The organism is Pigmentiphaga sp. NML080357 (genome assembly GCF_002188465.1).
In the GTDB taxonomy this organism is placed as follows: domain Bacteria; phylum Pseudomonadota; class Gammaproteobacteria; order Burkholderiales; family Burkholderiaceae_B; genus Pigmentiphaga.
This window is the reverse complement of sequence record NZ_NINW01000017.1, coordinates 25,684-49,310: the sequence shown is the minus strand read 5'-3', so window position 1 is coordinate 49,310 and position 23,627 is coordinate 25,684. Positions and strand designations below refer to the sequence as shown.

Annotated in this window: 23 protein-coding genes; 13 read left to right on the top strand and 10 right to left on the bottom strand. The window is 65.8% G+C overall.

Features of this window, described 5'->3' with window-relative positions; translation table 11 throughout:
* The first annotated feature begins 150 nt into the window (after positions 1-150).
* From CDO44_RS04295 to CDO44_RS04265, 7 genes are all read left to right on the top strand, one after another.
* Positions 151-1,017 (top strand): AraC family transcriptional regulator, encoded by an 867-nt coding sequence (locus tag CDO44_RS04295; protein ID WP_087779211.1) that lies wholly within the window; start codon positions 151-153, stop codon positions 1,015-1,017.
* A 247-nt stretch (positions 1,018-1,264) separates the two neighbouring features.
* Complete coding sequence (locus tag CDO44_RS04290) at positions 1,265-4,288, top strand: molybdopterin cofactor-binding domain-containing protein (protein ID WP_087779210.1); 3,024 nt, start codon at positions 1,265-1,267, stop codon at positions 4,286-4,288.
* On the top strand, positions 4,285-5,130 hold the full coding sequence (locus CDO44_RS04285) for a xanthine dehydrogenase family protein subunit M (protein WP_087779222.1): 846 nt from the start codon (positions 4,285-4,287) through the stop codon (positions 5,128-5,130). Before CDO44_RS04290 ends, CDO44_RS04285 begins: the two co-directional genes overlap by 4 nt.
* Positions 5,120-5,641, top strand: a complete 522-nt coding sequence (locus CDO44_RS04280; protein WP_087779209.1) for a (2Fe-2S)-binding protein — start codon at positions 5,120-5,122, stop codon at positions 5,639-5,641. Before CDO44_RS04285 ends, CDO44_RS04280 begins: the two co-directional genes overlap by 11 nt.
* 12 nt (positions 5,642-5,653) lie before the next feature.
* Positions 5,654-7,198, top strand: coding sequence for an AMP-binding protein (locus tag CDO44_RS04275; protein ID WP_087779208.1), 1,545 nt, complete (start codon positions 5,654-5,656; stop codon positions 7,196-7,198).
* A 67-nt stretch (positions 7,199-7,265) separates the two neighbouring features.
* The gene (locus tag CDO44_RS04270; protein ID WP_087779207.1) at positions 7,266-8,072 is read left to right on the top strand and encodes an enoyl-CoA hydratase/isomerase family protein; all 807 of its coding nucleotides are present in this window, start codon (positions 7,266-7,268) and stop codon (positions 8,070-8,072) included.
* Positions 8,073-8,170: 98 nt separating this feature from the next.
* Positions 8,171-9,526: an MFS transporter gene (locus CDO44_RS04265; protein WP_087779206.1), complete on the top strand. Its 1,356-nt coding sequence runs from the start codon at positions 8,171-8,173 to the stop codon at positions 9,524-9,526.
* A 59-nt stretch (positions 9,527-9,585) separates the two neighbouring features.
* On the opposite strand, the gene CDO44_RS04260 is transcribed toward CDO44_RS04265, so the two are convergent.
* Positions 9,586-9,996, bottom strand: coding sequence for an OsmC family protein (locus tag CDO44_RS04260; protein ID WP_087779205.1), 411 nt, complete (start codon positions 9,994-9,996; stop codon positions 9,586-9,588).
* Positions 9,997-10,206: 210 nt separating this feature from the next.
* Here CDO44_RS04260 and CDO44_RS04255 point away from each other — a divergent pair, with 210 nt between their 5' ends.
* A complete protein-coding gene (locus tag CDO44_RS04255) occupies positions 10,207-10,944 on the top strand; it encodes an SDR family NAD(P)-dependent oxidoreductase (RefSeq protein ID WP_087779204.1) in 738 nt (245 codons plus the stop codon).
* A 14-nt stretch (positions 10,945-10,958) separates the two neighbouring features.
* On the opposite strand, the gene CDO44_RS04250 is transcribed toward CDO44_RS04255, so the two are convergent.
* From CDO44_RS04250 to CDO44_RS04220, 6 genes are all read right to left on the bottom strand, one after another.
* Positions 10,959-11,318, bottom strand: a complete 360-nt coding sequence (locus tag CDO44_RS04250) for a YcgJ family protein (protein ID WP_087779203.1) — start codon at positions 11,316-11,318, stop codon at positions 10,959-10,961.
* A 262-nt stretch (positions 11,319-11,580) separates the two neighbouring features.
* On the bottom strand, positions 11,581-11,910 hold the full coding sequence (locus tag CDO44_RS04240) for an SRPBCC domain-containing protein (protein WP_087779202.1): 330 nt from the start codon (positions 11,908-11,910) through the stop codon (positions 11,581-11,583).
* The gene (locus tag CDO44_RS04235; RefSeq protein WP_087779201.1) at positions 11,907-12,230 is read right to left on the bottom strand and encodes a helix-turn-helix transcriptional regulator; all 324 of its coding nucleotides are present in this window, start codon (positions 12,228-12,230) and stop codon (positions 11,907-11,909) included. Before CDO44_RS04235 ends, CDO44_RS04240 begins: the two co-directional genes overlap by 4 nt.
* 50 nt (positions 12,231-12,280) lie before the next feature.
* Positions 12,281-12,664, bottom strand: a complete 384-nt coding sequence (locus CDO44_RS04230; RefSeq protein ID WP_233146040.1) for an alpha/beta fold hydrolase — start codon at positions 12,662-12,664, stop codon at positions 12,281-12,283.
* Positions 12,665-14,464 carry a glycoside hydrolase family 15 protein gene (locus tag CDO44_RS04225; protein WP_087779200.1) on the bottom strand — a complete coding sequence of 600 codons (1,800 nt, stop codon included), beginning with the start codon at positions 14,462-14,464 and terminating at the stop codon, positions 12,665-12,667.
* A 52-nt stretch (positions 14,465-14,516) separates the two neighbouring features.
* Positions 14,517-15,506 (bottom strand): SDR family oxidoreductase, encoded by a 990-nt coding sequence (locus CDO44_RS04220; RefSeq protein WP_087779199.1) that lies wholly within the window; start codon positions 15,504-15,506, stop codon positions 14,517-14,519.
* Positions 15,507-15,724: 218 nt separating this feature from the next.
* Between CDO44_RS04220 and CDO44_RS04215 the strand changes: the two genes are divergently transcribed.
* The gene (locus CDO44_RS04215; protein WP_087779198.1) at positions 15,725-16,495 is read left to right on the top strand and encodes a membrane-anchored protein; all 771 of its coding nucleotides are present in this window, start codon (positions 15,725-15,727) and stop codon (positions 16,493-16,495) included.
* Between the two features lie 40 nt (positions 16,496-16,535).
* Here CDO44_RS04215 and CDO44_RS04210 read toward each other — a convergent pair whose 3' ends face one another.
* Positions 16,536-17,225, bottom strand: a complete 690-nt coding sequence (locus CDO44_RS04210; RefSeq protein WP_087779197.1) for a glycosyltransferase — start codon at positions 17,223-17,225, stop codon at positions 16,536-16,538.
* Between the two features lie 128 nt (positions 17,226-17,353).
* Between CDO44_RS04210 and CDO44_RS04205 the strand changes: the two genes are divergently transcribed.
* The 3 genes from CDO44_RS04205 (at position 17,354) to CDO44_RS04195 (ending at position 20,476) form a co-directional block, all read left to right on the top strand.
* Positions 17,354-18,283, top strand: a complete 930-nt coding sequence (locus CDO44_RS04205; RefSeq protein WP_144389470.1) for a hypothetical protein — start codon at positions 17,354-17,356, stop codon at positions 18,281-18,283.
* Between the two features lie 41 nt (positions 18,284-18,324).
* Positions 18,325-19,191 carry a glycosyl transferase gene (locus CDO44_RS04200; protein ID WP_087779195.1) on the top strand — a complete coding sequence of 289 codons (867 nt, stop codon included), beginning with the start codon at positions 18,325-18,327 and terminating at the stop codon, positions 19,189-19,191.
* A 298-nt stretch (positions 19,192-19,489) separates the two neighbouring features.
* Entirely contained in the window at positions 19,490-20,476 is a 987-nt protein-coding gene (locus CDO44_RS04195; RefSeq protein WP_087779194.1) for a glycosyltransferase family 9 protein, read from the top strand.
* A gap of 15 nt (positions 20,477-20,491) precedes the next feature.
* Here the strand turns inward: CDO44_RS04195 and CDO44_RS04190 are convergent, their stop codons facing one another.
* Positions 20,492-21,700, bottom strand: coding sequence for a YbfB/YjiJ family MFS transporter (locus CDO44_RS04190; RefSeq protein WP_087779193.1), 1,209 nt, complete (start codon positions 21,698-21,700; stop codon positions 20,492-20,494).
* Between the two features lie 159 nt (positions 21,701-21,859).
* On the opposite strand from CDO44_RS04190, the gene CDO44_RS04185 reads away from it, so the two are divergent.
* On the top strand, positions 21,860-22,786 hold the full coding sequence (locus tag CDO44_RS04185; RefSeq protein WP_087779192.1) for a LysR family transcriptional regulator: 927 nt from the start codon (positions 21,860-21,862) through the stop codon (positions 22,784-22,786).
* A gap of 23 nt (positions 22,787-22,809) precedes the next feature.
* Here CDO44_RS04185 and dkgB read toward each other — a convergent pair whose 3' ends face one another.
* Positions 22,810-23,613 (bottom strand): 2,5-didehydrogluconate reductase DkgB, encoded by an 804-nt coding sequence (gene dkgB, locus CDO44_RS04180; protein ID WP_087779191.1) that lies wholly within the window; start codon positions 23,611-23,613, stop codon positions 22,810-22,812.
* Positions 23,614-23,627 lie beyond the last annotated feature (14 nt).

Genomic DNA, 23,627 nt, shown 5'->3' with positions numbered 1-23,627 from the left:
CCACCATGTCAGTCTTCCATCCTGCAGTGTGCCCCCCGTCTCGAATAAAAAGACGCACCCGCTCCTTACCGAGGGCACCGCGGACCCGGCTCCGCCGGTCCGCCAGTGCCGCCCCCCGGGGGGCGCGCGTAAGCGCGTAGGGGGGCGTCCATGTCAGCTGCAATCAGGATCCTGCAGGGAAAGTTCGGGCGCGTCGCCTTGCTCGACATGAACATGCTCCTGGTGTCGCATGCGCATCACCATTGCCACGTCCTGATCAAGGCGTTCGGCGCGGACACGTATTTTTCGGTGCGCGGCCGGCCGCAGCCGCTCACGGACGACAGCGCCGTGCTGGTCAACGCCTGGGAGCCGCATTCCTACACGCACAACGGCGCGGAAGTGAAACGCACGGTCATCCTGGCGCTGTATATCGAACCCAGTTGGCTGGCCGGCATCCAGCAGGCGTTGACGGTCAGCGCGCATCCGCATTTTTTCCAGCAACCCTGCGTCGCGCTTTCTCCCGCGGCACGCAAACTGGCGGATGCGCTCGCCCGCGACATGCTGCTGATGACGGAACTGCCCGCGAGCCAGCTGGAGGAGCGTCTTTTCGAGCTCATGATCGCCACCATCGAGCATCATTCCGAGTGGCGCAGCTATCAGTCGCTGATGGGCAGCCTGCGGCAGCATCACGGCGACGTGCGGATCCGCAAGGCCATCACCCGCATGAAGGAAAACCTTGCGCAGCCGCTGGACATGGACGTGCTCGCATCGGAGTGCGGCCTGTCGCGGGCGCATTTCTTCGAGCTTTTCCGGAAGACGACCAAGCTGACCCCCCGCGTGTATGCCAACGTGCTGCGCATGGAGGCGGCCATCGCCGCGCTGACCGCGGGCGATACACCCATCGCCGACGTCGCGTACGACGTGGGTTTCTCCGCCCCGGGGCATTTCACCCGTTTCTTCCGCGAGCACCTGGGAACCACGCCTACGGAATATCGCCGGGTGGTGGACCTGTTCGATGCCGGCCAGGACAGGCGCTGACAGGCAGTCCTTTGCGCCGTTTTTCCGTCAAGAAACTGAAAAATCAGACTCTACGGTAAGTCGCCCGATGCAGCGGTAACGGCTGCGGGCAGCACGCCGCTTATCTTTCTCCCCATTCTTTTTTGAGGCTTGAACGCCTCGCGCAGACCGCCTCAGGCGGCATGCCGGGAACAGGAGGAAGACAAATGCGATGCTTGCGTGTGATGCCCGCAAGGCACGGCGCTTGCGCTCCAGCAGGAGGGGGGCGATGAGCGAGGCGAGCGTTCTGTCCGCGGCCCGGGCGCCGTTCGTAGGGCGCCGGCTGGAGCGTGTCGAGGATGCGGCGCTGCTTTCGGGGCGCGGCGCCTATGGCGACGACCTGCCGGTCAAGCCCGGCACGCTGCATGCCGCCATCCTCAGATCGCCCCACGCTCACGCGATGTTGCTAGGCATCGATGCGAGTGCCGCGGAAGCGTTCCCGGGCGTCCGGGCGGTACTGACGGGCGCGGACGTGAAGCGCTGGTCCCAGCCTTTCGTCGTGGGTGTGAAGTCTCCCATGGAGCATTGGTCGCTGGCGCAGGACCGCGTGCGCTACGTGGGCGAGCCCGTGGCCGTGGTGGTGGCCGAGGACCGCTACGTGGCCGAGGATGCGCTGGAGCTGATCCGGGTCGATTACGAGGCGTTGCCCGTTGCCGTGGAGATCGAGGCGGCCATCGCCGAGGGGGCGCCGGTGCTGCATCCCGCGGTGGGCAGCAATGTCGTCAGCGATCGCAGCTTCAGCTACGGCGAGCCGGACGCCGCCTTCGAGGCGGCCGAGCACCGCGTCCGGCTGACCGTCCACTATCCGCGCAATTCCTGCACGCCCATCGAGGGAGCGGTGGTGATCGCCGAGCATCTGCCCGGCGAGGACGGGTACGAGGTCAGTTCCAACTTCATGGGGCCGTTCTCGCTGCATTCCGTGATGGCGCTGGCCCTGAAGATTCCCGGCACGCGCCTGCGCCACAAACTGCCCAGGGACTCGGGCGGAAGCTTCGGCGTGAAGCAGAGCGTCTTTCCCTACGTCGTGCTCATGTGCCTGGCCTCGCGCAAGGCGGGCGCGCCGGTGAAGTGGGTGGAGGACCGCCTGGAGCACCTGGTGGCGGCGACCTCCGCCACGTCCCGCATGTGCACGATCGAAGCGGCGGTGGATGGCGAGGGCCGGATCAGCGCGCTGTCGTACGACCAGTTCGACGACGTGGGCGGCTATCTGCGCGCCCCCGAACCCGCGACGTTCTATCGCATGCACGGCTGCCTGACGGGGGCCTACGCAATTCCTCACCTGAAGGTACGAAACCGCGTGGTGCTGACCAATCGCACGCCGGCCGGCCTGGTGCGCGGTTTCGGCGGCCCCCAGGTGTACTTCGCCCTGGAGCGCCTGGTGCAGCGCATCGCGCAGGAGCTGGGCCTCGATCCGCTGGCGGTGTACCGGCGCAATTTCGTGCAGCCCGAGGCGTTTCCTTACCGGGCCGCCGCCGGCGCCTTGCTGGATTCCGGCAATTATCCGCTGGCCGTGGAAATGGCCGCCCGCGAAGGCGGGCTGGACGAACTGCTGCGGCGGCGCGACGCGGCCAGGGCCGAGGGCCGGCTGTACGGCATCGGTTTTTCCGCGATTGTGGAGCCGTCCATTTCCAACATGGGCTACATCAGCACGGTCCTGACGGCGGAGCAGCGCGCCAAGGCCGGCCCCAAGAACGGCGCCATCGCCAGCGCCACCGTCGGCATCGATCCCCTGGGCGGCGTGTCGGTGGTCGTCGCGTCCTCCCCGGCGGGGCAGGGGCACATGACCGTGTGCGCGCAGGTTGTCGCGGACGTGTTCGGCCTGGCGCCGGAACAGGTGACGGTGAACGTGGACTTCGATACGCAGAAGGATGCGTGGTCGGTGGCAGCGGGCAACTACTCCAGCCGCTTCGCGGGCGCGGTGGCCGGAACGGTGCACCTGGCGGCGACCCGGCTGCGCGACAAGGTGGCGCGCATCGTGGCCCACCAGCTGGCCTGCGATCCGGCCGACGTGGTGTTCGCCGGCGGCAAGGTGGGATTGCCGGACGTGCCGGGGAAGATGCTGTCGTTCGGCCGCGCGGCGAGCAGCGCGCATTGGGCCCCGGGACAACTTCCGGAAGGGGAATCGCCGGGCTTGCGCGTGACCGAGTTCTGGACGCCGGAGCCATTGACCGCCCCGGACGAGCAGGATCGCGTCAACACTTCCGCGGCCTACGGCTTCGCCTTCGACATCTGCGCGGTCGAGATCGACCGCGATACGGGGCGCGTGCGCATCGACCGCTATGTCACCACGCATGACGCCGGCAAGCTGCTCAATCCCGCCCTGGCGGACGGCCAGATCCGCGGGGCCTTCGCCCAGGGGCTGGGCGCCGCGTTGATGGAGGAGTTCCGCTACGCGAACGATGGCAGCTTCCAGTCCGGCACGTTCGCCGACTATCTCGTTCCGACCTCCTGCGAGGTGCCGGACCCGGTCATCGTGCATCTGGAAACCCCGTCGCCGTTTACGCCCCTGGGGGCCAAGGGACTGGGCGAGGGCAACAACATGAGCACGCCGGTATGCGTGGCCAACGCCGTCGCGGACGCGCTGGCGCCGATCCGTGGGGCGTGCGACGTGCGCCTGCCCCTGACCCCGTTGAAGGTCATGGAACTGATCGGGTTCGACGACCCGCCGCCCAGCGGAAGCCCGCACGTGGCATCCGCGCCGCCCGCGGGCGTCGCGCCGCAGGGCAGCGGCTCGGGCAAGGCCTTGTCCGCCGCGGGCAGCGTGCAGATCGCGGCCGCGCCCGAAGTGGTCTTCGGCGTGCTGCTGGATCCGGAAGCCCTTGCAAAGGTGGTGCCGGGCTGCCATTCGTTGGAAGCGATAGGGGAGAACCGGTATCGCGCCGACGTGACGGTGGGCGTGGGCATGATCAAGGCCCGCTATGCGGCCGAGATCGCCCTGTCGGAGCTCGATCCGCCGCGTTCCTTGCGGCTGGCCGGTTCCGGGAGCTCGTCGCTGGGCAGCGCGCGCGGCAGCGGGAAGGTGCTGCTCGAGCCCCACGAGGGCGGCACGCGCCTGCGCTACGACTACAGCGCCGAGGTCAGCGGCAAGGTCGCCGCGGTGGGCAGCCGCATGCTGGAAGGGGCGGCCAAGATCGTCCTCGCGCAATTGTTCGAACAACTGGGCCGGCAGGCCAGCGGACAACCGCCGGCCGCCGCATCGCGAAGCTGGTGGCGCAAGGTGCTGGCGCTGCTGGGATGGAGGGGGGCGGCATGAAGCCGGCGGCTTTCGATTACGTGCGGCTGGAGGACGAGGCGCAGGCCTGCGACCTGCTGGCGCGCCATGGCGAGGAGGCCCGCGTGCTGGCGGGCGGACAGTCGCTCATCACGGTGCTGAACATGCGTCTCGCGCAGCCGTCGGTGCTGCTGGACGTCTCGCGCTGCGAGCCGCTGGACTACGCGAAGGTGGTGGGCGGCAAGCTGGAAGTGGGGGCTGCCGCCACGCAGGCCAGCGTGGAGTGGCGACCGGGACTGGCCGACGAGGTGCCGCTGCTGGCTTGCGCGTTTCCGTATATCTCGCATTTCCAGGTGCGTAACCGGGGCACGGTTTGCGGGTCGGTCGCGCATGCCGACCCGAGCGCGGAGCTGCCGCTGTGCCTGGCGTTGCTGGACGGCGAGGTCGTGCTGGCATCCAGGCGGGGCCGCAGGACACTGTCCGCGCGGGACTTCTTCCAGGGAATGCTTACCACGGCGCGCGCCGGCGACGAACTGATCGCCTGCGTGCGCTATCCCCTGCGGGCTCCGGGGACTGGCTACGCATTCGAAGAATTTTCGCTGCGCCACGGCGATTTCGCCATCGCCGCATGCGCGGCCGCGGTCAGCCAGGACGCCATACGCCTGGGGGTGGGCGGAGTGGCCGACCGGCCGGCCGTCGTGCAATGGCCACGCCTGCCGCGGCACGAGCTGGAAGCGGCCATCAATGATTTCGCGTGGACGCTGGGGGCTCAGGACGATGCGCACGCGAGCGCGGCCTACCGCCGGCGGCTGGTGCGGCAACTGGCGGCCAGGGCAATCGCGACTGCCGCGGCGCGGGCGCAAGGGGCAAGCAATGAAGGATGAACGCAAGACCGCCGGACAAGCGCTGCCTGCCGGCAGGACGCATCGCGTCCGCTGCACGCTGAATGGCAAGCCGTGCGAGGGCGCGGCGGAAAGCCGCACGCTGTTGTCCGATTTCCTGCGGCACGAGCTGGGGGCGACCGGCACCCACGTGGGATGCGAGCACGGAGTATGCGGCGCCTGCACCGTGCGCATCGACGGCGTGGCCGGCCGCTCGTGCCTGACCCTGGCCGTCCAGGTGGACGGCCGCAGGGTCGACACGGTGGAGGGGTTGGCCCGCGACGGCGAACTGAGCGACCTGCAGCAGGCCTTCCGGCGGCACCACGCGCTGCAATGCGGCTTCTGCACGGCGGGGATCCTGATGTCGTGCGCGGACTTCCTGGAGCGCGCGCCTGCGCCGACCGAGCAACAAGTGCGCGACATGCTCTCGGGGCACCTTTGCCGGTGCACGGGCTACACGCCCATCGTCCAGGCCGTCCTGGACGTGGCCGCCGCGCGCAACAAGAACACATGAAGGAGGCATTCGATGCTGGATTTGGGACGTACATTCTTGCAGAGCGTGGAGCGCAATCCCAACGCGATAGCGGTCGTGGAAGGCGAATCCCGCCTGACCTATGCCGAGTGGCTGGGGCAGGTCCTGCGCGTTGCGCAAGGGCTGGATGACCTCGGACTCAAGCACGGCGACCACTTGCTGGTGGTGTTGCAGAACCGCCTGGAAATGGCCACCCTGCATTGGGCCTGCCAGTTCCTGGGTGTGATCGTCACGCCCTTGAACTGGCGCGCCAAGCCCGAAGAGGTCGACTATTGCCTGGCAGATTCCGCGGCGAAGGCGATCGTCTATGAAGAAGCCAGCGGGGACGCCGTGGCGCATGCGGCGGGAGCCGCGCACGTCCCGCGCATCGTGGTGGGATCGGACGCGCGCGCGACGCACGAGTATGCGCAATTGCTTGCCGCAAGCCCCTGGACCGCCGGGCCGTCGGCGGGAGCGGACGATGTATCGCTGATGCTCTATACGTCCGGGACCACCGGCAAGCCCAAGGGCGTGCCGCGCAGGCACCGGCAGGAGCGGGCCGCCGCGCTGGGGCACGTGGCGCAGAATCAGTACGGGATCGGCGAGCGCACGTTGGGCGTGATGCCGCTCTATCACACCATGGGGGTGCGGTCATTGCTGGCCATGGCGCTGGTGGACGGATGCTTCGTCTGCCTGCCGCGCTTTTCCGCCGCGACGGCGCTCCAGCTGATTGAGCGTGAGCGTGTCAGCAACCTGTACCTGGTGCCGACGCTCTACCACGACCTGCTGGCGCACGAGGATTTCGCGCGCACCGACATTTCCAGCGTCCGCAAGCTCGGCTTCGCCGGAGCTCCCATGCATGATGCGCTGCTGCTGCGCCTGGACGAGGCATTCCGGCCGGAGCTGTTCGTCAATCACTACGGCAGTTCCGAGGTCTACACCATGGCCATCAATCCCGATGCCCGCCGCAAGCCCGGCAGCGCGGGGCGCGCGGGCATCAATACGCGCCTGCGCCTGGTGCGGCTGGAAACGACCGACCCCGACGACCTGGCGCCGCGCGGAACGGAGGGCCAGATCATCGCCGACCTGGCCGGAGACGAGGCGTTCGAAGGCTATTGGAACCGGCCAGACGCCAACGCCAAGTCGCTGCGCAACGGCTGGTACTTCACCGGCGATACCGGATACCTGGACGAGGATGGCGAGCTGCACGTCACCGGACGGGTCGACGACATGATCATCAGCGGCGGCGAGAACATCTCGCCGGTCGACATCGAGTCCGTGCTGTCGCTGCATCCCGGCGTGGACGAGGTCGCCGTCGCCGGCCTGCAGGACGAACGCTGGGGCCAGCGTGTCGTCGCGTTCATCAAGCGCAAGAACGCCGTGGATGGCGACGAGCTGGACGCCTACTGCCGGGGCACGGACCTCGCGAATTTCAAGCGCCCGCGCGAGTACGTCTTCGTCAGTGAGATTCCCAAGTCGCCGGTGGGGAAGATCCTGCGCCGCAAGCTGACCGCCGGCGAGTTCGAGCCGGATCCGGGCGTGGAGCCCGAACCGCACTGACCGGAAAGGACGCCGCCCGCATTCCCCGTATCGAAGTCTTGTCTACGACCCAAACAAGGAAATTCCCATGCCCAATCTCAACCATCCGGCCCAGACCCTGCTTGAACGACTCGACGGCTTCGAAGTCATCGTCGACGCCGGGCGCGAGCGCGCCGATATCGTCCTGAAGCGGCCGCCCTTCAACATCATTTCCATGCTGCAACGGGAACAGCTGCGCCTGGTGTTCGAGGCGCTGGACGAGGATCCGCGCGTACGGGTGATCGTGTTGCGCGCCGAGGGCGAGCACTTTTCCAGCGGCGGTGACATCCGCGGTTTCCTGGAAGCCTCGCCCGAGCACGTATCCAAGCTGGCCTGGAACGTCGCCGCGCCGGCGCGCTGCACCAAGCCCGTGATCGCCGCCAACCGAGGATATTGCTTCGGCGTGGGATTCGAGATCTCGCTCGCCTGCGACTTTCGTATCGCCAGTGTCACGGCACAGTATGCGCTGCCCGAGCAGAAGCTGGGACAGATACCCGGATCGGGCGGCTCGGCGCGGCTGCAAAGCATGATCGGCATTGCGCGCACCAAGGACGTCGTCATGCGATCCCGCCGGGTTTCGGGCCAGCAGGCCTATGACTGGGGTTTCGTCGTCGAATGCGTGCCGGACGACCAGCTCGAGGCCGCCACCGACAAGCTCGTGGACGAGCTGCGGGAGTTTTCGCCGCTTGCGCAGCGTACGGTCAAGAAACTCCTCAACGACACCGAAGATTCGCCGCTGTCGATCGCCATCGAACTCGAGGGCCATTGCTACAGCCGCCTGCGCAGCTCCGAGGATTTCCGCGAGGGTGTGGAAGCGTTTCACGCCAAGCGCAAGCCGCAGTGGTTGGGGCGCTGAGCCGGCACCGCCGGTTCGCTCGCAGGGCAGGCTGACGACCGGAGTCGCCAGCCGGGCGACAGGGCGCCCCCAGTCCTCGTTCAAACAAAGGAGACATCATGAATTCCACCACTGACACGGTCAGCGGCGCGGGCTCGCGCGAGTCCGCGGCCGACCCCGCGCAATCGCGCAAGGCTTTCCTGGCAGGTGTTGCATCGACCTTCGGGTGGGCGCTGGACCTGTTCGATCTGTTCATTCTGCTGTATGTGGCGCCCATCATCGGCCGCCTGTTCTTTCCCTCGGACAAGCCGACTCTGTCGCTCGCGGCGGTCTACGCTTCGTTCGCCGTGGCGCTGCTGGTGCGGCCCCTCGGGTCGGCCGTGTTCGGTGCCTATGCGGACAAGCATGGCCGCAAGCGGGCGCTGATGATCTCGATGGTGGGCGTAGGCCTGAGCACGGCGGCGTTCGGCTTGCTGCCGACCATTCACCAGGCCGGGCTGATCGCTCCCATCATCTTCCTGGTGCTGCGCATCGTGCAGGGGTTGTTCGTGGGCGGCATCGTGGCCTCGACGCATACGATCGGCACGGAGTCGATCGCGCCGCGCCATCGCGGCCTGATGTCGGGGCTGGTGGGAAGCGGCGGTGCGGGCATGGGAGCTTTGATGGCCTCCATCGTGTACTTTGCGCTGTCCCATGTGTTCCCCGGCGACCGGTTCGACCAGATCGGCTGGCGTGTCATGTTCTTCTCCGGCCTGATCAGTACCGTGTTCGGCCTGGTGATGTATCGGCTGCTCGACGAGACGCCTTCCTTCAAGAAGATCCAGGCCGAAAGGGCGAAGCAGAAAGACGGCGCGGCCAGGCAGGCCTCTCCGCTCAAGACGTTGTTCGCGGGCGAGTACCGGAACGTCCTGTTGATCAACCTGCTCATCACCTTCGGCGGCGGCGCCACCTACTACATCACCGCGGGCTATCTTCCGACGCTGCTGAAACTGGTCGCGAACGTGCCGCACGAGAGTTCGGCGCTCATCCTGATGATCAGCTCGGTGGGAACGATCGTCGGCGCGCTGGCATTCGGCGCCCTGAGCGACGTGATCGGTCGGAAGAAGACGTTCTACGCGCTGGGGGTTTTCTGCCTGGTGTTGCTGCCGTACCTTTTCATGCTCATCGCCAGGCCCGCGTCCCTGCCGCAGATCACGGTCATCGCCTCGGCCATCGCCCTGCTGGGAGGGGCCATCATCGCGCCGGTCATGATCTTCCTGAACGAGCGCTTCCCGGCCAAGATGCGCGCCAGCGGCACGGGGTTGTCATGGAACATCGGATTCGCCATCGGCGGCATGATGCCTACCGTGGTCTCGCTGATGAGCGGCTCGCCGCAGGACATTCCCCATGTCCTGGCTGTCACTTCGGCCTTGCTGGCGGCGGTCTACCTCGTGGGCGCGAAAGTTTCGCCCGAGACGCAGGGCCAGTTCGATTGACCGGAGGAGGGCGGCGGGAACGGCTTGACGATGAGCGGCCCGGCCATGGCGCCGGCTGCCTACGTGTCCGCCGCGACGGCTTCGCTGGTGATTACCGCGCCATTGCTCATGACCTTGGTGACTGGTGTCTTGGCAGCGATCTCCAGCAGCCGGTTCCACTGCTCGCTGGTCAGCGGCTGGTCCGAATACAGCTTGCGGTGGATGTGCGCCGTGCCCTGGTCGTCGAAGCTCAACGTCAGCTCGGCGCGGAATTCGCCCAGGCTCCAGCCCTTGCGCTGCGCATACATGCGCAGCGTGATGGCGGTGCAGGCCGACAGGGACGCCAGGTAGTAGTCGAATGGGGCCGGGGCGGCACCCTGGCCGCCCAGAGTCCTCGGCTCGTCGGTGTCCAGGTCGAATGCCCCGACGTGGATGCGATGCAGGTAGTTGGTGTCGGTGGAGGATATGGTGGCGCTGCTGGCTTGACGCATGACGGGTCCTTCAGGGGTTTCCCCGTGCCGGGTGAAGTAGAAGTCTACCTCCTTGCGGCCTTGCGCTTGAAACGGTTGACGGCCTTGTCCGGCTTCCGGGTATTCTGGCGTGTCGACTCCCTCAAGCCCGGTGACGCTTGCCTGGCATGGCGCGGTGCTGCGTGCGCCGCCGGCTGGGGGAGGTATGCCTGACCGGAGTGGGAGGTCTCAATGTCTCGAATCTTCATCACGGGCTCGGCCGACGGACTGGGCCAGGCTGCGGCGCGAAATCTGCTCGCCGGCGGCCATGAAGTAGTGCTTCACGTGCGCGGCAAGCAACGGCTCGATGCAATCCGGGATTTGCTGGATCAGGGGGCCCGCGTGGCCGTCGGCGACCTGTCGGACCAGGGGGAGATGGAGGCCGTTGCCGACCAGGTGAACCGGCTCGGCCGAATGGATGCGGTCATCCATAATGCCGGCGTCTATTCCGGGCGACAGGTGCTGCCTGTCAACGTCGTGGCGCCCTATGTGCTGACCGCGCTGATCACCAGGCCGGACCGCCTGGTGTACCTGAGCAGCGGCATGCACCTGGACGGTCGCCCGGTTCTTGGCGGGCTGGATTGGAGCGGGCGCGGCGCGTCGGGTTCCTATTCGGACAGCAAGCTTTTCGTGACGGCGCTGGCCGCAGCGGTCGCCCGATTGTGGCCCCGGGTGGTCAGCAGTGCGGTCGATCCGGGCTGGGTCCCGACCAGGATGGGCGGACCGGACGCGCCCGACGACCTACGACTGGGGCATCTGACGCAAGAATGGCTGGCGTCCAGCCAGGATCCGCAGGTTCTCGTCACCGGCGGTTACTGGCACCACCAGCGCCGCATCGAGCCTCATCCGGCATCGCTCGACGTGGCGTTCCAGGACGAGTTGCTGGGCGAGCTTGAGCGGGCCACCGGTGTCGCACTGCCCCGATCCTGACGGTCGAGGCGGCATCATTTGCCGAACAGCAACTGCGTGTACTGTTCCGACACCTCGCCGCTGCGCTTGCCATCCGAGCCAAAGTAGCGATCCTTGCGACACAGGCGTTCCTTCGTGTCGCAGAAGACGCCATTTGCGAGGGTGAATTCGGTACGGTCGAACTCGCCTTGCGAGAAAAGCCGTGCCGCGGCTTTCTCGCCAAGATGCCTGGCTGTCAGCTCCCGCGAAATGCCCTGGTCGTTCGCGCACAGGTACGGGTCGCATAATACGCCAGGCGCTGGAGAGCGCACACCGGCCGCGTGCTCCGCACCGGTTGCCGTCGCCGCCACTGCGAAGAAGAGCGCCAGGCAGGCGAACCGGATCGGCTGCTTCATGGAAGGGTCTCCGTTTTGATGATTGCAGGATGCGAGACGCGCCGCGAGGGCAAAGGCCCACTGCGCCTTACCACCGCGCCGACCGCGTTATCTGCGGAATGTTGCCACAAGTGTCCTTCAAGCGCGCAACGGCCGAACCCGTCACCTCGGTCGGCGCCATGGTGAAATCGTCGCCACGCGCCTTGATGCGTGCGTAGTCTCTCTCGACGTCATCGGTATGGAATTGATTGCTGGCTGGCCCTGCCGGAAGCGCCGGCGCAGATCAAGCCGTTCGCGCCAAGAGTTGTTCCAGCTTGCCGAAGAATTGCGGCCATCCGAGCTTGGCGCCGCCGTAAGCTTGTTTCTGGTCCGGTCGGAAGCCGGATTGCTCCATGCGCAGCAGGGTCCCTGCGCGCGTGGGCGTGAGCGTGAAGGTCACGACGCTCCTCAGGTCGAATGCCGTATCGTCGTGGCTGAAGTTCCATGTATAGGACAGCGCCTTGTCTGGCTCGATCAGGTGCGGCTGGGTGAGCGCGCGCCAGATTTTTTCCGGAGGGTGGGGAAACTCGCGTTCGACGACGACGGTGCGCGTCTCGGCCGGCGTATCAGTCATTGGTCCATCCGTTTGAGCAGGTCTTCAAGGTTGTCGAACCGGCTTTCCCAGAACCCGGCCATCCGGGTGGTCCAGTCGACCAGAGGAATCAGCGAACGGCGTTGGGCGCTGTAGTGCGTCTGGCGTCCCTCGTGCCGATCGAGCACGAGGCCGGCCCGTTTCAGCATCCTGAGGTGCTTGGAGACGGCCGGCTGCGAGACACCGGCTTGCGCCGTCAGGGCGGCGACGGTTTGTTCCCCGTCGCGGCACAGGCGTTCGAAAATGGCCCGCCGGGTCGGGTCGGCAAGGGTCGTGAAAAGCAGGTCAGGAGTGTTCTTCATGGATAATTCATAACCGCTCGGTTATTTTTAAAATCATAACCACTAGGTTATTAATCGGTCAATAGACATCGTCGAGGCGCAAGGCGATCAGCGCACCGGCCCAGGAAATCGCGCATGAGCGCCACCACTTCGTCCAGGTAGGTCTCGAGAAGCCAATGGCCGCCGTCCAGCAAATGCAGCTCGGCCGACGGCAGGTCGCACGGGTACGCACGCGCGGATTCCTCCGGCATGTAATGATCCCGGGGACCCCATACGGTCAACGTCGCGGGTTGGCGGTCGGCGAGGTATTTCCGGTGCTGTGGGAACCAGGCCCGATTCTGTTTCAGGCCCGTGATGAGGTCGACGGCGATCGCCTTGCGCCGCGGCGTGACGAGCGACCCGTGCAGTGTCCACAAATCCGGCGGGATGCGCTGCGCGATGGTTTCATCGCCCATTCATTTCCAGCGGGCTTCCCGCACGGCGCCGCGGGACTGCGAGAAATTGAAGGCCGTGTCGACCAGCGCGAAGTGCGAGAACGCTTGCGGATAATTGCCGGCGAAGGCCTTGGCCTGGGTGTCGTACTGTTCCGCCAGCAGGCCGACGTCGTTGCGCAGGGATAGCAGCCGCTCGAACAGGCGCTCGGCCTCGTCCCGGCGTCCCTGCAGGATCAGGTTGTCCGCCAGCCAGAAGCTGCACGCAAGAAAGGCGCCTTCGCCGGCCGGCAGGCCGTCGCCGCCGCCGCGCGTGTCGTAGCGCAGCAGCAGGCCGTCGCGGCACAGATCCGTTTCAATCGCGCGCACGGTCGAGACGATGCGGGGATCGTCGGGCGGCAGAAAGCCGAATATCGGCATCAGCAACGTTGCGCTGTCCAGTTCCTTGGATCCGTATGCCTGGACGAAGGCGCCTTTTTGCTTGTCGAATCCTTTTTCCAGTATTTCGGCGTGGAGGCTTGAGCGCTGCGTCTTCCAGCGTTCGACGGGCCCCGCGAGGCCGAATCTTTCGGCCGATGCGACGGCCCGGTCGAAGGCGACCCACGCCATCAGCTTGGAGTGGACGAAGTGCCGGCGCTCGCCGCGTATTTCCCAGATGCCTTCGTCGGGTTCCCGCCACACTTGCTCCAGGCGCTGCAGTAGTTCCGTCTGCAGCCCTGTCGCGGCCTCGTGAAGCTCGAGGCCCAGGCAGCGCGCCTCGAAAAGCGCATCCATCACGTTGCCGAATATGTCGATCTGCAACTGGGAGTGGGCGCCGTTGCCGATGCGAACCGGGCGGGAACCGCGATAGCCAGGCAGCCAGGGCAGCTCGCTTTCATCATTGCGGTGCTCGCCCGCCACGCCGTAGAGCGGCTGGATTTGCGAGGCGGCGCCTGCCACGGCGCGCAGCAGCCAGTCGCACCAGGCTTGCGCCTCGTCGCGGTAGCCGGCGTTCATCAGCGACAGCACCGTGAAGGTGGCGTCGCGCAGCCAGCAGAACCGGTAGTCCCAGTTGCGCACGCCGCCGAGCTGCTCGGGAAGCGAGGTGGTGGCGGCGGCGACGATGCCGCCGGTGGGGCGATAGGTCAGGGCCTTGATGGTAATAAGCGACCGGACGACCGCGTCCTTCCACGGTCCCTCGTAGTTGCAGCGTGCGGCCCAGTCGCGCCAGAACCGCTCCGTCTCCGCCAGGGCGCCTTCGCTGTCGCCCGGAATGGCCGCCGGCAGGTGGGACGCTTCGTAGGCCAGCGTGAACGGTACGCGCTCGCCTGCGCCTACGCTGAACTCCGAGACGGTCGTATAGTCTTCGCCGCGCAGGGGAGCGGGCGTCTTGAGCATGACCGAATGCGGGCCGGCGACCGCGCGCAGGCACCCCCCTCCGGTCTTCGTCACCCAGGGAATGAGCCGGCCATAGTCGAAGCGCAGAGCCAGGTCCATGCGCATGCGCACCTTGCCGCGGCGGCCGATGACCAGGCGGACCAGTTCGGAAACGGGCCGGCCTCGGCGGATGGGCATGAAGTCGACCAGCGAGACCGCGCCTTCGTCGTTTTCGAAGTCCGTCCGCAGTATGAGCGTGTCGGGAAGGTATTGGCGCTGTGTGCGCGCGATGCCGCCGGCCGGCGCAATGCGCCATCGTCCATGTTCCGCCGTGCCGAGCAGGGCGGCGAAGCACGCGCCCGAATCGAAGCGCGGCCAGCATAGCCAGTCGATGGAACCGTCGCGCGTCACCAGCGCCGCGGTTTCGCAGTCCCCGATCAAGGCATGGTCTTCTATGCGAGCTGTCATGGGGTTCCTTCGAGGTTCGGCGGGGCCGCTCCGGCGGGGCGGCATGCCCGGTTCAAGCCAGGGCGAGCGTGACCAGCACGATCCCCAGGACCGCGGCCGCGGCGGCCAGTGCGAGCAGCTTGCCGACGCTCTCGGACGACAGGCAGGTCGCCTTGTCCAGGCATGTATTCTCGAAGCGGCCTGCCGTGCGATGCAGTGCGTCCACGGCCTGATAGAGATTGTCGGGGCGGGGCGGTTCGTGATCGTTGGTGGATTGGCCCTCGTACGCCCGCTTGGCCAACAGCCGGTCGAGCCAGCCGGGCATCAGCGCCGTGCCCAATATCGATTGGAACGTGGCGCGGCCGAGCCACAGCTCGCGCGGTGCCTCGGTCGCCGCCCGCAGGATGGCGCGCGCGGCTACCTCGGGCGCATAGATAGGCGGCACCGGTTGGAGCCGGCGTCCCAGCTTGTTGCGGGCCCACTCGAACTGCGGGGTGTTGTGGGCGGGCAGCTGGACCATGGTAAGACGGATATGGCTGCCATCATGGATAAGCTCGCAGCGCAGCGCGTCGGTAAAACCGCGGACGGCGAACTTGGCCGCGCAGTACGCCGATTGCAGGGGAATGGCGCGGTAGGCCAGCGCCGAACCGACCTGCACGATCGTGCCGCTGTCCCGCTTGCGCATGTGCCGCAGGGCCGCCAGTGTGCCGTGCACGAAGCCCAGGTAGGTGACTTCCGTCACTCGCTTGATTTCTTCCGCCGTAAGCTGGCTGACGGAACTGAATACCGTCGCCATGGCGGAATTGACCCATACGTCGATGGGGCCCAGTTCCGTTTCGAAGCGCACCGCGGCGCGCTCGACCGCCTCGGCATCGGCCACGTCGACGCAGGCGGACAGGGTCGTGGCGCCGCGCGCGCGCAATTCCGCTTCGGTGTCGCGCAATCCCGCCTGGCTGCGTGCCAGCAGGCCCACCCGGTAGCCGGCGCTGGCGAAGGCAAGCGCTGTGGCCCTTCCGATGCCGGCGCTGGCGCCGGTAATGACCACGGTGCGGGGTTCGGTCATGGGAACGGGTCCTTGGATCGTGTCGACGCTAGAGCAGATTCCCCAGACAAGAACCGTGCCCGGAGGCGCTCCGCATGGGCCTGTGCCCGGGCATGGCTCGACGCGCGCCGCCGCCATGCCAAAACTTACAAAGACTGAAAGAAAAACACGCGGCAGGCATGGCCGCGCGCCGCGGTACTCTATATCGATGAAGGTACCAACCAGCCGGATTTTCCAGGATGAACAATTTCCTTGTAGATACGAAAAAACTCGTTTATCGATGGATAAAGTACCGCCTCGTCCGGCCGGAGCCGCCCCCATCGCCTTTCCGTTTTACCGGTCCCGCCGTCGTCGTCGGTTCGGCGCCTGTGTCGCATTGCCCCGCGGGTATGGACGACAGTTTTTCCGTCATCACCGTCAATGGATCTCAATCGATCACGTCGCAATGGGGCATCGAGGTCCCCGATATCACGATGATGATGTTCAATCAGATCGAGGGGACCACGCATAATGCGCGGGAAGTAAGGCGAGTGTTATCCGGGCGGCGAACCCGGGCTCTGTTCGTGCTTTTATGGCGCAAGAATGAACGCGAACGGCTGGAGCGCGGGCTGGCATCGTTCAATTACCGATACGACCACCTTTATATCGTTGACCGCTACGAACGAATGGCGCTGCTCGACAAGGTAGCCGGCCTCCGTTCCCTGGAGATCGACGCGGAGTCGAAATGCTCCAACGGCGTCAATGCGGTCCTGTTCGCCCTCTATCACGGCGCGCCGGCCGTCATCATTACGGGAATCAATCCCAATTCAAGCGGCCATGCATACAACGATGCGGGCCTGTCGAGGCTGCACGTCCGAATGGACACGATTATCCTGCGGCGATTGCTCGAGGCGGGCCGGCCTATCTATACCGCTGATCCGGAGGTGGCCCGTGAAACGGGCATCCCCCTGTGGAATGCGGCGCTGACGGAAACCCTCCCGGCGAAGGCAGCGCCGGCCACCGATATTTAGACCTCCCCGGGCCGGGCGGGGGCTCGCCGACCGGCGGAATTCATCCGATGCGCTGCTGGACGTGCAAGAGGCGGTCACGTGCGGCAAACCATTCGTCCGCGTAGTCGTCGTCCTTGTGTTCGTCGAAGTAGGGGCCGCCATCGGTGAAGTGAACCAGCTTGGCGTCGGGCCGGTAATCGTATTCGCTGACGAGCCAGTTCCAGGCGGCAGGTAATTCGCCGATGAGTTCGTCGGATTCCAGCCATTTGAACTGGTGGAGTTCGAGTCCGGTAGCGCTGCTCACGTAGCCCGGTTCGAGTTTCCGGCATTTCCCGTTGTTGAAAAGGAGCACGCTCGACCAGTTTTTCTTGCTGTATTTGGTCTGGATGTGTCCCAGGAATTTGGTTTCGGTTTTCGGAACATAATCGTGCTTCACGCACATCGCGGCATAGCGATCATTCCTCAAGGCCCAGAGTTCGGCGATGTCCGCGCGCACCAGTGTGTCGCAATCGATGAACAGGGACCAGCCCTCGAATCCGCTCAGGTAAGGGACAAGGAATCGCGAGAATGAAAATTCGGTCGATTGCAGGGCATTTCGTTCCCGGGTAAAGACGGGCCTGACGTGATTCAGCGCGACAGGGGTGAAGGAAACCGGAATGGAGCTTTTTTCCAGGATGCTCTGGCACAGTACGTGATAAGCGACGACTTCCTTGCTGTCGAAACCGATGTAGATCCGCGCAGATTCAATCATGATTGGCTGATTCTGTTTCTGGTGAGCTTATGTTGTACCGGGCCGATGCCCCGGAGGAAGTATCACAACGTTTCAATCAGGTGAAAAATCGGTTCGACATTCTGCCCGGTGCGGTAAACAATACGCTCATGTCCGCTTCCCGCCGAATCGCGAATACCGCGCTCAAGCTGCTGTATCGCTACAGCCACGGTCCCGGCCATCGCCACAACGAGCGTCTCTGGCCGCACGTCTCGGTCGGCCGCGACGCCGACGGCAACCTGGTCAGTTATTCCTACCGCGGCCGCCCGCTGCCGCTGGCCAATCCCGTGCTCGGGCGCGGCGCCTTCAGCGGTACCGGACACATCATCGCCTGCGGCCCGTCGATCAACGAGATCGACTACGGACGCCTGTCGCTATCCGGCGTGATGGGCGTCAACGGCGCCATCGCGCTGGCCGACCGGCACCCGGTGCGCTTCGACTACTACTGCTTCAATGACACCGGCTTTGTGCGGGCCCGCCCCGATCTGGTCCGCCGCGTCGTGGCGCAGGAGCTGCTGTTGTTCACCACGCCGCTGTGCCTGTGGCACGTGCTGCAGCGGGTGCCCGCCGCGGCGCTTGGCTGCCGGCTGTTCCTGATCGAGAATCCGCAGCGCAGGGCATTGCTGCCGGCACGCACCATGGCGGAAGTGCGGCGCGACCATCCCGATACCGAACTGGCCATCTTCGATCTCGACCGCGCGTTGGGATTCAGCCACGACATCCGCAAGGGCGTGTTCGACGTGGGTACCGTGGCGTACACTGCCCTTCAGGTCATGGCCTGGCTGGGGTTCTCGGAAATCGTGCTGCATGGCGTCGACCTCGTCAACGCCGCCACCGCGCCACGTTTCTACGAAACGCCCGCCGACCGCCTGCCCACGACGCTCGATCGTTATCTGCCCGACCATATCCTGCCGTCCTTTACCCGCGCCGCGGCGCTGCTGGGCGAGTCGGGGGTGCAGATCGCCAACCTGTCGCGGCATGGCGCGCTGTCGGCCGGCCCGTTCCGCCAGCTCGACTGGCGGGAACTGGTGGTGGACTGAAGCGCCGGCTCGGCGCCGGCGACCCGATCTCAGAGGAGAGCATGGAAGACCGGATCAGGCTGTTCGTCGGATGCGATCCGAACGACTGCGACCTCGAGCAGATGATGGTGCTCGAGTACAGCGCTCGCAAGCATAGTTCGCTGCCTATCGACATCGAATGGATGCGGCTCACGAGAGACGCATCGAGCTTCTGGTACGCAGACCCCGAACGCGGGCTCGGGTGGCGCACAGAAGCGTGGGCAACGCCATTCTCGGGGTTTCGCTGGGGCGTGCCGGCGTTCTGCGGCTACGAGGGGCGGGCCATCTACATGGACACCGACATGCTCGTGCTGTGCGATCTGGCGGAACTCTGGCGCCTGCCTTTCGGTCCCGGCAAGGTCTTGACCGGCAAGGGGCGCAAGGCATCTTGGCGTTTCTGCGTGGCCGTATGGGATTGCGCCGCCGCCCGGGCCCAGTTGCCGCCCATCGAAGACCTGCGCGCCGAGCCCGAGTCGCACCAGCGCATGATGCGGTATTTCGCCCAGCATGCAGAGCTGATCGAGCCCATGCATTCCGACTACAACAACGTCGATGGGGAGAAAAAGCCGCTCGAGGCCATCCGCATCCTGCATTACTCCGACATGGGGACGCAGTTCAGCCACAAATACGCCTTTCCCAGGCTCGCGGAAGAAGGGCGGCGGCACTGGTTCGACGGTCGCGTGCTGCCTCATCCCCGGGCCGATCTGGCCGCGCTGTTCGATCGCTACTACCAGGAAGCATTGTCGGCGGGCTACGACCTCGATCGCTACCGGGCGCCGCAGCCATTCGGCGACCTGATGAAGGCTTCCCAACGCGACTACGCCGGCAACCGGCGCACCCGCAAGCGCTCATTCTGGTCGCGCATAGGCCTGGGCGGCTCCGCAGGCTGATGCCGGGCCCGGGCCGCCGCGGCGGCCATGCCGCGCTCCCCGCAGGAAATTCCTGTTGCCGCGAATGTCGCGGACATACGCCGTTTCGATATCACGGGCGGGATCGCCCCTTGCGGGAAAACCCCTGCGCGCGGGCACGAAATGTGCGCGGAACATCATGGCGTTACCATAAAAAACAAGTTGCGACAAATGTGAGGGTACAGTTTGTTTTGTATCGATCTGAACCGTTACAGCCGGTGGAGTCGCCATCAACCATCCTCAATATTCGATTCAGAAAGACTGGTCCGTTGCCTTCGTGATGTCGCCGCGGATCGGTGACACGCTCATCTCCATGGTGGTCGCCAACAACCTGGTCCGCCATGGGATCGAGGTCACGATTTTCAGCGCACATCTCTACGCCTTGCGCGACTGGTTTCCCGGGTTCCGCATCGAGCCGGCCCTCTGCGCGGCCCGGGCCGGGAGCATGCTCGAGCGTTACGACGTCGTGCTGCACGCCTACGAGTCCGACGTGATGGGCGGGTATGACTGGCATCCGCGAGTCTGGGTCATGGACCAATGGCCGACCTATCGCCAGGTCAAGCCCATGATCGACATCCAACTCGATCTTTGCCGATATTGCTTTGGGCTCGGCTCGCTGACGCGCGACAACGGCCTGGTGGTGCCGGCCGACATTGGCGCGGCGGTGGTCCGCAACCGCGTGGTCATCCATCCCACCGCGAGCGAGATCCAGAAGCAGTGGTTGCCGCGGCGCTTCCTGAGGCTGGCGCGACGCTTGCGAGACGAAGGCTACGATCCCTGTTTCGTGGTCGCGCCATACGAGCACGCCGACTGGACGTGGGTGGAGGCGCACGGATTCCGGCTCGTCTCGCACGCATCGCTGGCCGATCTGGCACGTTGGCTGATCACGGCCAGCGTTTTCGTCGGCAACGATTCGGGCCTCGCGCACCTGGCCTCCAACGTCGGCGTGCCGGCCGTCTCGCTGGCCATGCGGCCGCGCATCGCCTTGCGCTGGGCGCCCGGCTGGGCGCCCAGCCTGGCGATTACCGCGCCTCCGCTGATGCCCGGCCGATGGTTGCGGGAGTTCTCGTGGAAATACCTGCTGCCGGTCTCCAAGGTTGCGGCCGCTGTCGAAAAACTGCGCCGGCGGGTCGCCAACACGTCGCGCGCCTTCGGTCCCGGTACGGCCGACGGCGCCGGCATCCCGCTGCTCGGTGCCGCCCGTCCCGCAAGCAGGATCCTGTCCGTATCCGAGCGCATGTCCGGTCCGCGCCAGCCTACGCACTGAGCGCTGGCTGCCCGTTCATCGATACCTCGCGGCCATCGCCAGGTCGATCATCAGCGCCAGCACCATTGCGCAAGTTCCGACGACGAAGAGCTGGGCATAGTTGCCCCCGTTGTGCGAGAAGAGAAAGGACAGCCCATAGGCGGCCATCGCCTGGAATAGCGCGAATCCCACGGTTGCGGTTCTCCATGCCGGTCCCTGATGCGCGGGATGCCCGGCAAGCAGCTCCTGCACGCGGCCCAGCACCAAAGGAACCGTGCCTGTGACGAACGCGCCCACCACCACGCTGGAGGCCATGAGCCAGACCGCTCCGAGTTCCAGAGCGGGAATGGCCACGGCGCATGCCTCCAGGGCGAACGACATCCGCAACGCCCGGCCGAAACCGACCTTGTCGGCCAACAGGCCGGCGAGGACCGGCCCCGCGGTGGCGCCGATGCCGAACAGCACCCAGTACTGGGCTCCGGCACGGACACCTTGTCCCAACCCGTGCGCAACGAAGTCGACGAGGAAAATCATGTGGGGCACCCAGCCGGCCGCATTGAGGGCGTATTCGACATACAGCGCTCGCAAGGTGCCGGCCCCGGCCACGGGTGCGCGGTGATGCGTCGTTGCCTGAGTTTGCCGGATCTCGCCGGGCCACCCTCGCCAGGCCAGGCCGGACAGCAGCAACGACAAGGCTCCCAGCCCGAGCCACGTCCGGTCCAAGCCTTGCTGTAGCCAGAGTGGCACGAGCGTTCCGGACAGCGCGATGCCCGCGCCCACGCCTGTGAAGACGACGCCGCCGGCGAGTCCTCGCCGTGAAGCGGGGATCCGTGACAATACGGCGGGTGCCGCCAACACCATGAGCGCGCCGCCCGCGAGGCCGGACAGGAAGCGCCAGGCGAAGAACCAGATGAAGGATACCGGCACGGCGCAAGCGAAGAACGCGGCCGTCGCCAGCAGCATCATCCCGCGCAGGACCGCGGAGGCCGGCAGCCTTGCGGCCAAAGGGCGGCCAGTTAGGGCGCCGGCGAGATAACCGGCCAGATTGGCGGCCCCCAGATAGGCCGCCAGGGATGGTTCGAACCAGTGTGCATCGATGATGGCCGGCAGAAGGGGGGTATAGGCGAAGCGGGCAAGTCCGATGCCGACCAGGCTGGCACAGAAGCCTGAAAGAATTCCCCATCCCTCGTGCGGGACGGCGGGATTCCCGGCCTTCGCATGGCCCTGCGCCGTCGACCTTTCCATTGCCGTTCCTTCTGTTCTAAGGATAGGAAAAGCGTACGCGCTATCATTTATCTCAAGAAGCGAATTTATTGGATTGCCGCTATCTGAAATAATGATATGCACGCCATGGTCGATGGCGCGTAGCGTGTCGCAGCGCCGACCCATCACGATAGGAAAAGCATGGATCTAGCCGACCTGAAAACGTTCGAGGCGGTTGCAAGGCACGGCAGCATGAACAAGGCGGCGGCCGAGCTGCATACCGTCCAGTCCAACGTCACGGCAAGGATACGCGCGCTGGAGGACGAGCTCGGACTGCCCTTGTTCGACCGGCATCCCCGCGGCGTCGTGGTGACGCCGGCGGGACAGCGCATCCTTCCCCTGGTGGGACGCATTTCGAAGCTGGTGTCCGAGGTCCGGGTCGCGGCGCGGGACGACGGGACGCCGACAGGCGCTTTGTCGCTGGGAGGACTGGAAACGACGACCGCGCTCCGCCTTTCTCCGGTGCTGGCTTCTTATGCGCGAGCCTACCCGGCCGTCCGGCTGGTCCTGAGTACGGGTACGACAGCCCGGCTGGTGCAGGATGTGGTCGAATACAAGCTCGACGGCGCTTTCGTCGCGGGCCCGGTCACCCATCCCGACCTGTACCAGGAAACCATGCTTGCCGAAGAGCTGGTGCTGGTCAGCAGTCCGGCCGTGCGGACGCTGAAGCAACTGGCAGGCATGCCGGAACTCAAGACCATCGTTTTTCAGTTCGGCTGTTCGTATCGGCAGCGGCTGGAAGCCTTGCTGGCGGGTATGGGGGTGGTCGCCGCCCGGCCCATGGAATTCGGCTCGCTGGACGCCATCGTAAGCTGCGTATCCGCGGGAGCGGGCGTGACGCTGCTGCCCAAAGGCGTGGTCGCCGAAGCGGCCAAGGCTGGGCGGGTAGCCCTTCATCGTATTCCCGGTGAACAAGCCCATGTAGAGACATTGTTCGTTCGCCGGCGGGACGGCCATGTTTCCAGCGCGTTGACGGCTTTCCTGGAGCTGGTCCGGGAGTTCCACGGCCGCGGCAAGAGGGGTGGGGCACGAGCCGGCCGGCTGCCCGGCCGTGCCGCAAAGGTTTGAGCCTTGCTTTCAGGACGTCTTTTTCAATCCCACTCCGGCGCCAGGCCTTTGGGATCCACTTCGCGGCCGTTGCGCTCTAGCGTGCCGATCTTGGCCATGTCGTCGGCGTCCAGCCGGAGGTCGCGAGCGAGCAGGTTGCTCGCGAGGTTTTCGCGCTTGGTGGACGAGGGAATCACCGCGTAGCCGAGCCGTAGCGCCCAGGCCAGCGCGACTTGTGCCACGGTGGCCCCGTGCTTGTCCGCGATCTGCGCCAGGACCGGATCCTTGAGCACCTTGCCGTAGGCCAGGGTCATGTACGAGGTGACGGTGATGCCTTGGTCGTTCAGGAAGCTCGCCAGCTTGAGGTTCTGGAGATAGGGGCTGAGCTCGACCTGGTTGGTGGCTATCTCGCCCTTGCCGACCGCTGCAATGGCTTCTTTCGTCAGCGCGATGTTGAAGTTGGATATCCCGATCTGCCGGGTAAGGCCCAGCGCCTTGGCCTCGGCGAGCGCCGACATGTATTCGGGCAGTTCGACACCGTTGCCCGGCGCTGGCCAGTGGATCAAGGTCAGGTCGACGTAGTCGGTGCGCAGCTTCTCCAGGCTCTCGCGCAAGCTAGGCACGAGCTTGTCCCTGGCGTAGTTGTCGGGCCAGATCTTGGTGGTGATGAATAGATCGGCACGCCGCACGCCGCTCTCGGCGATGGCTTGGCCGACCTCGGCTTCGTTGCCGTAGATCTGCGCGGTATCCACTGCGCGGTAGCCCAGCTCCAGCGCGTTGCGCACCGAATCGATGACGGTCTGGCCGGTCAGGCGGAAAGTGCCCAGGCCGAAGGAGGGGATGCTCATGAAAAGACTCCGGA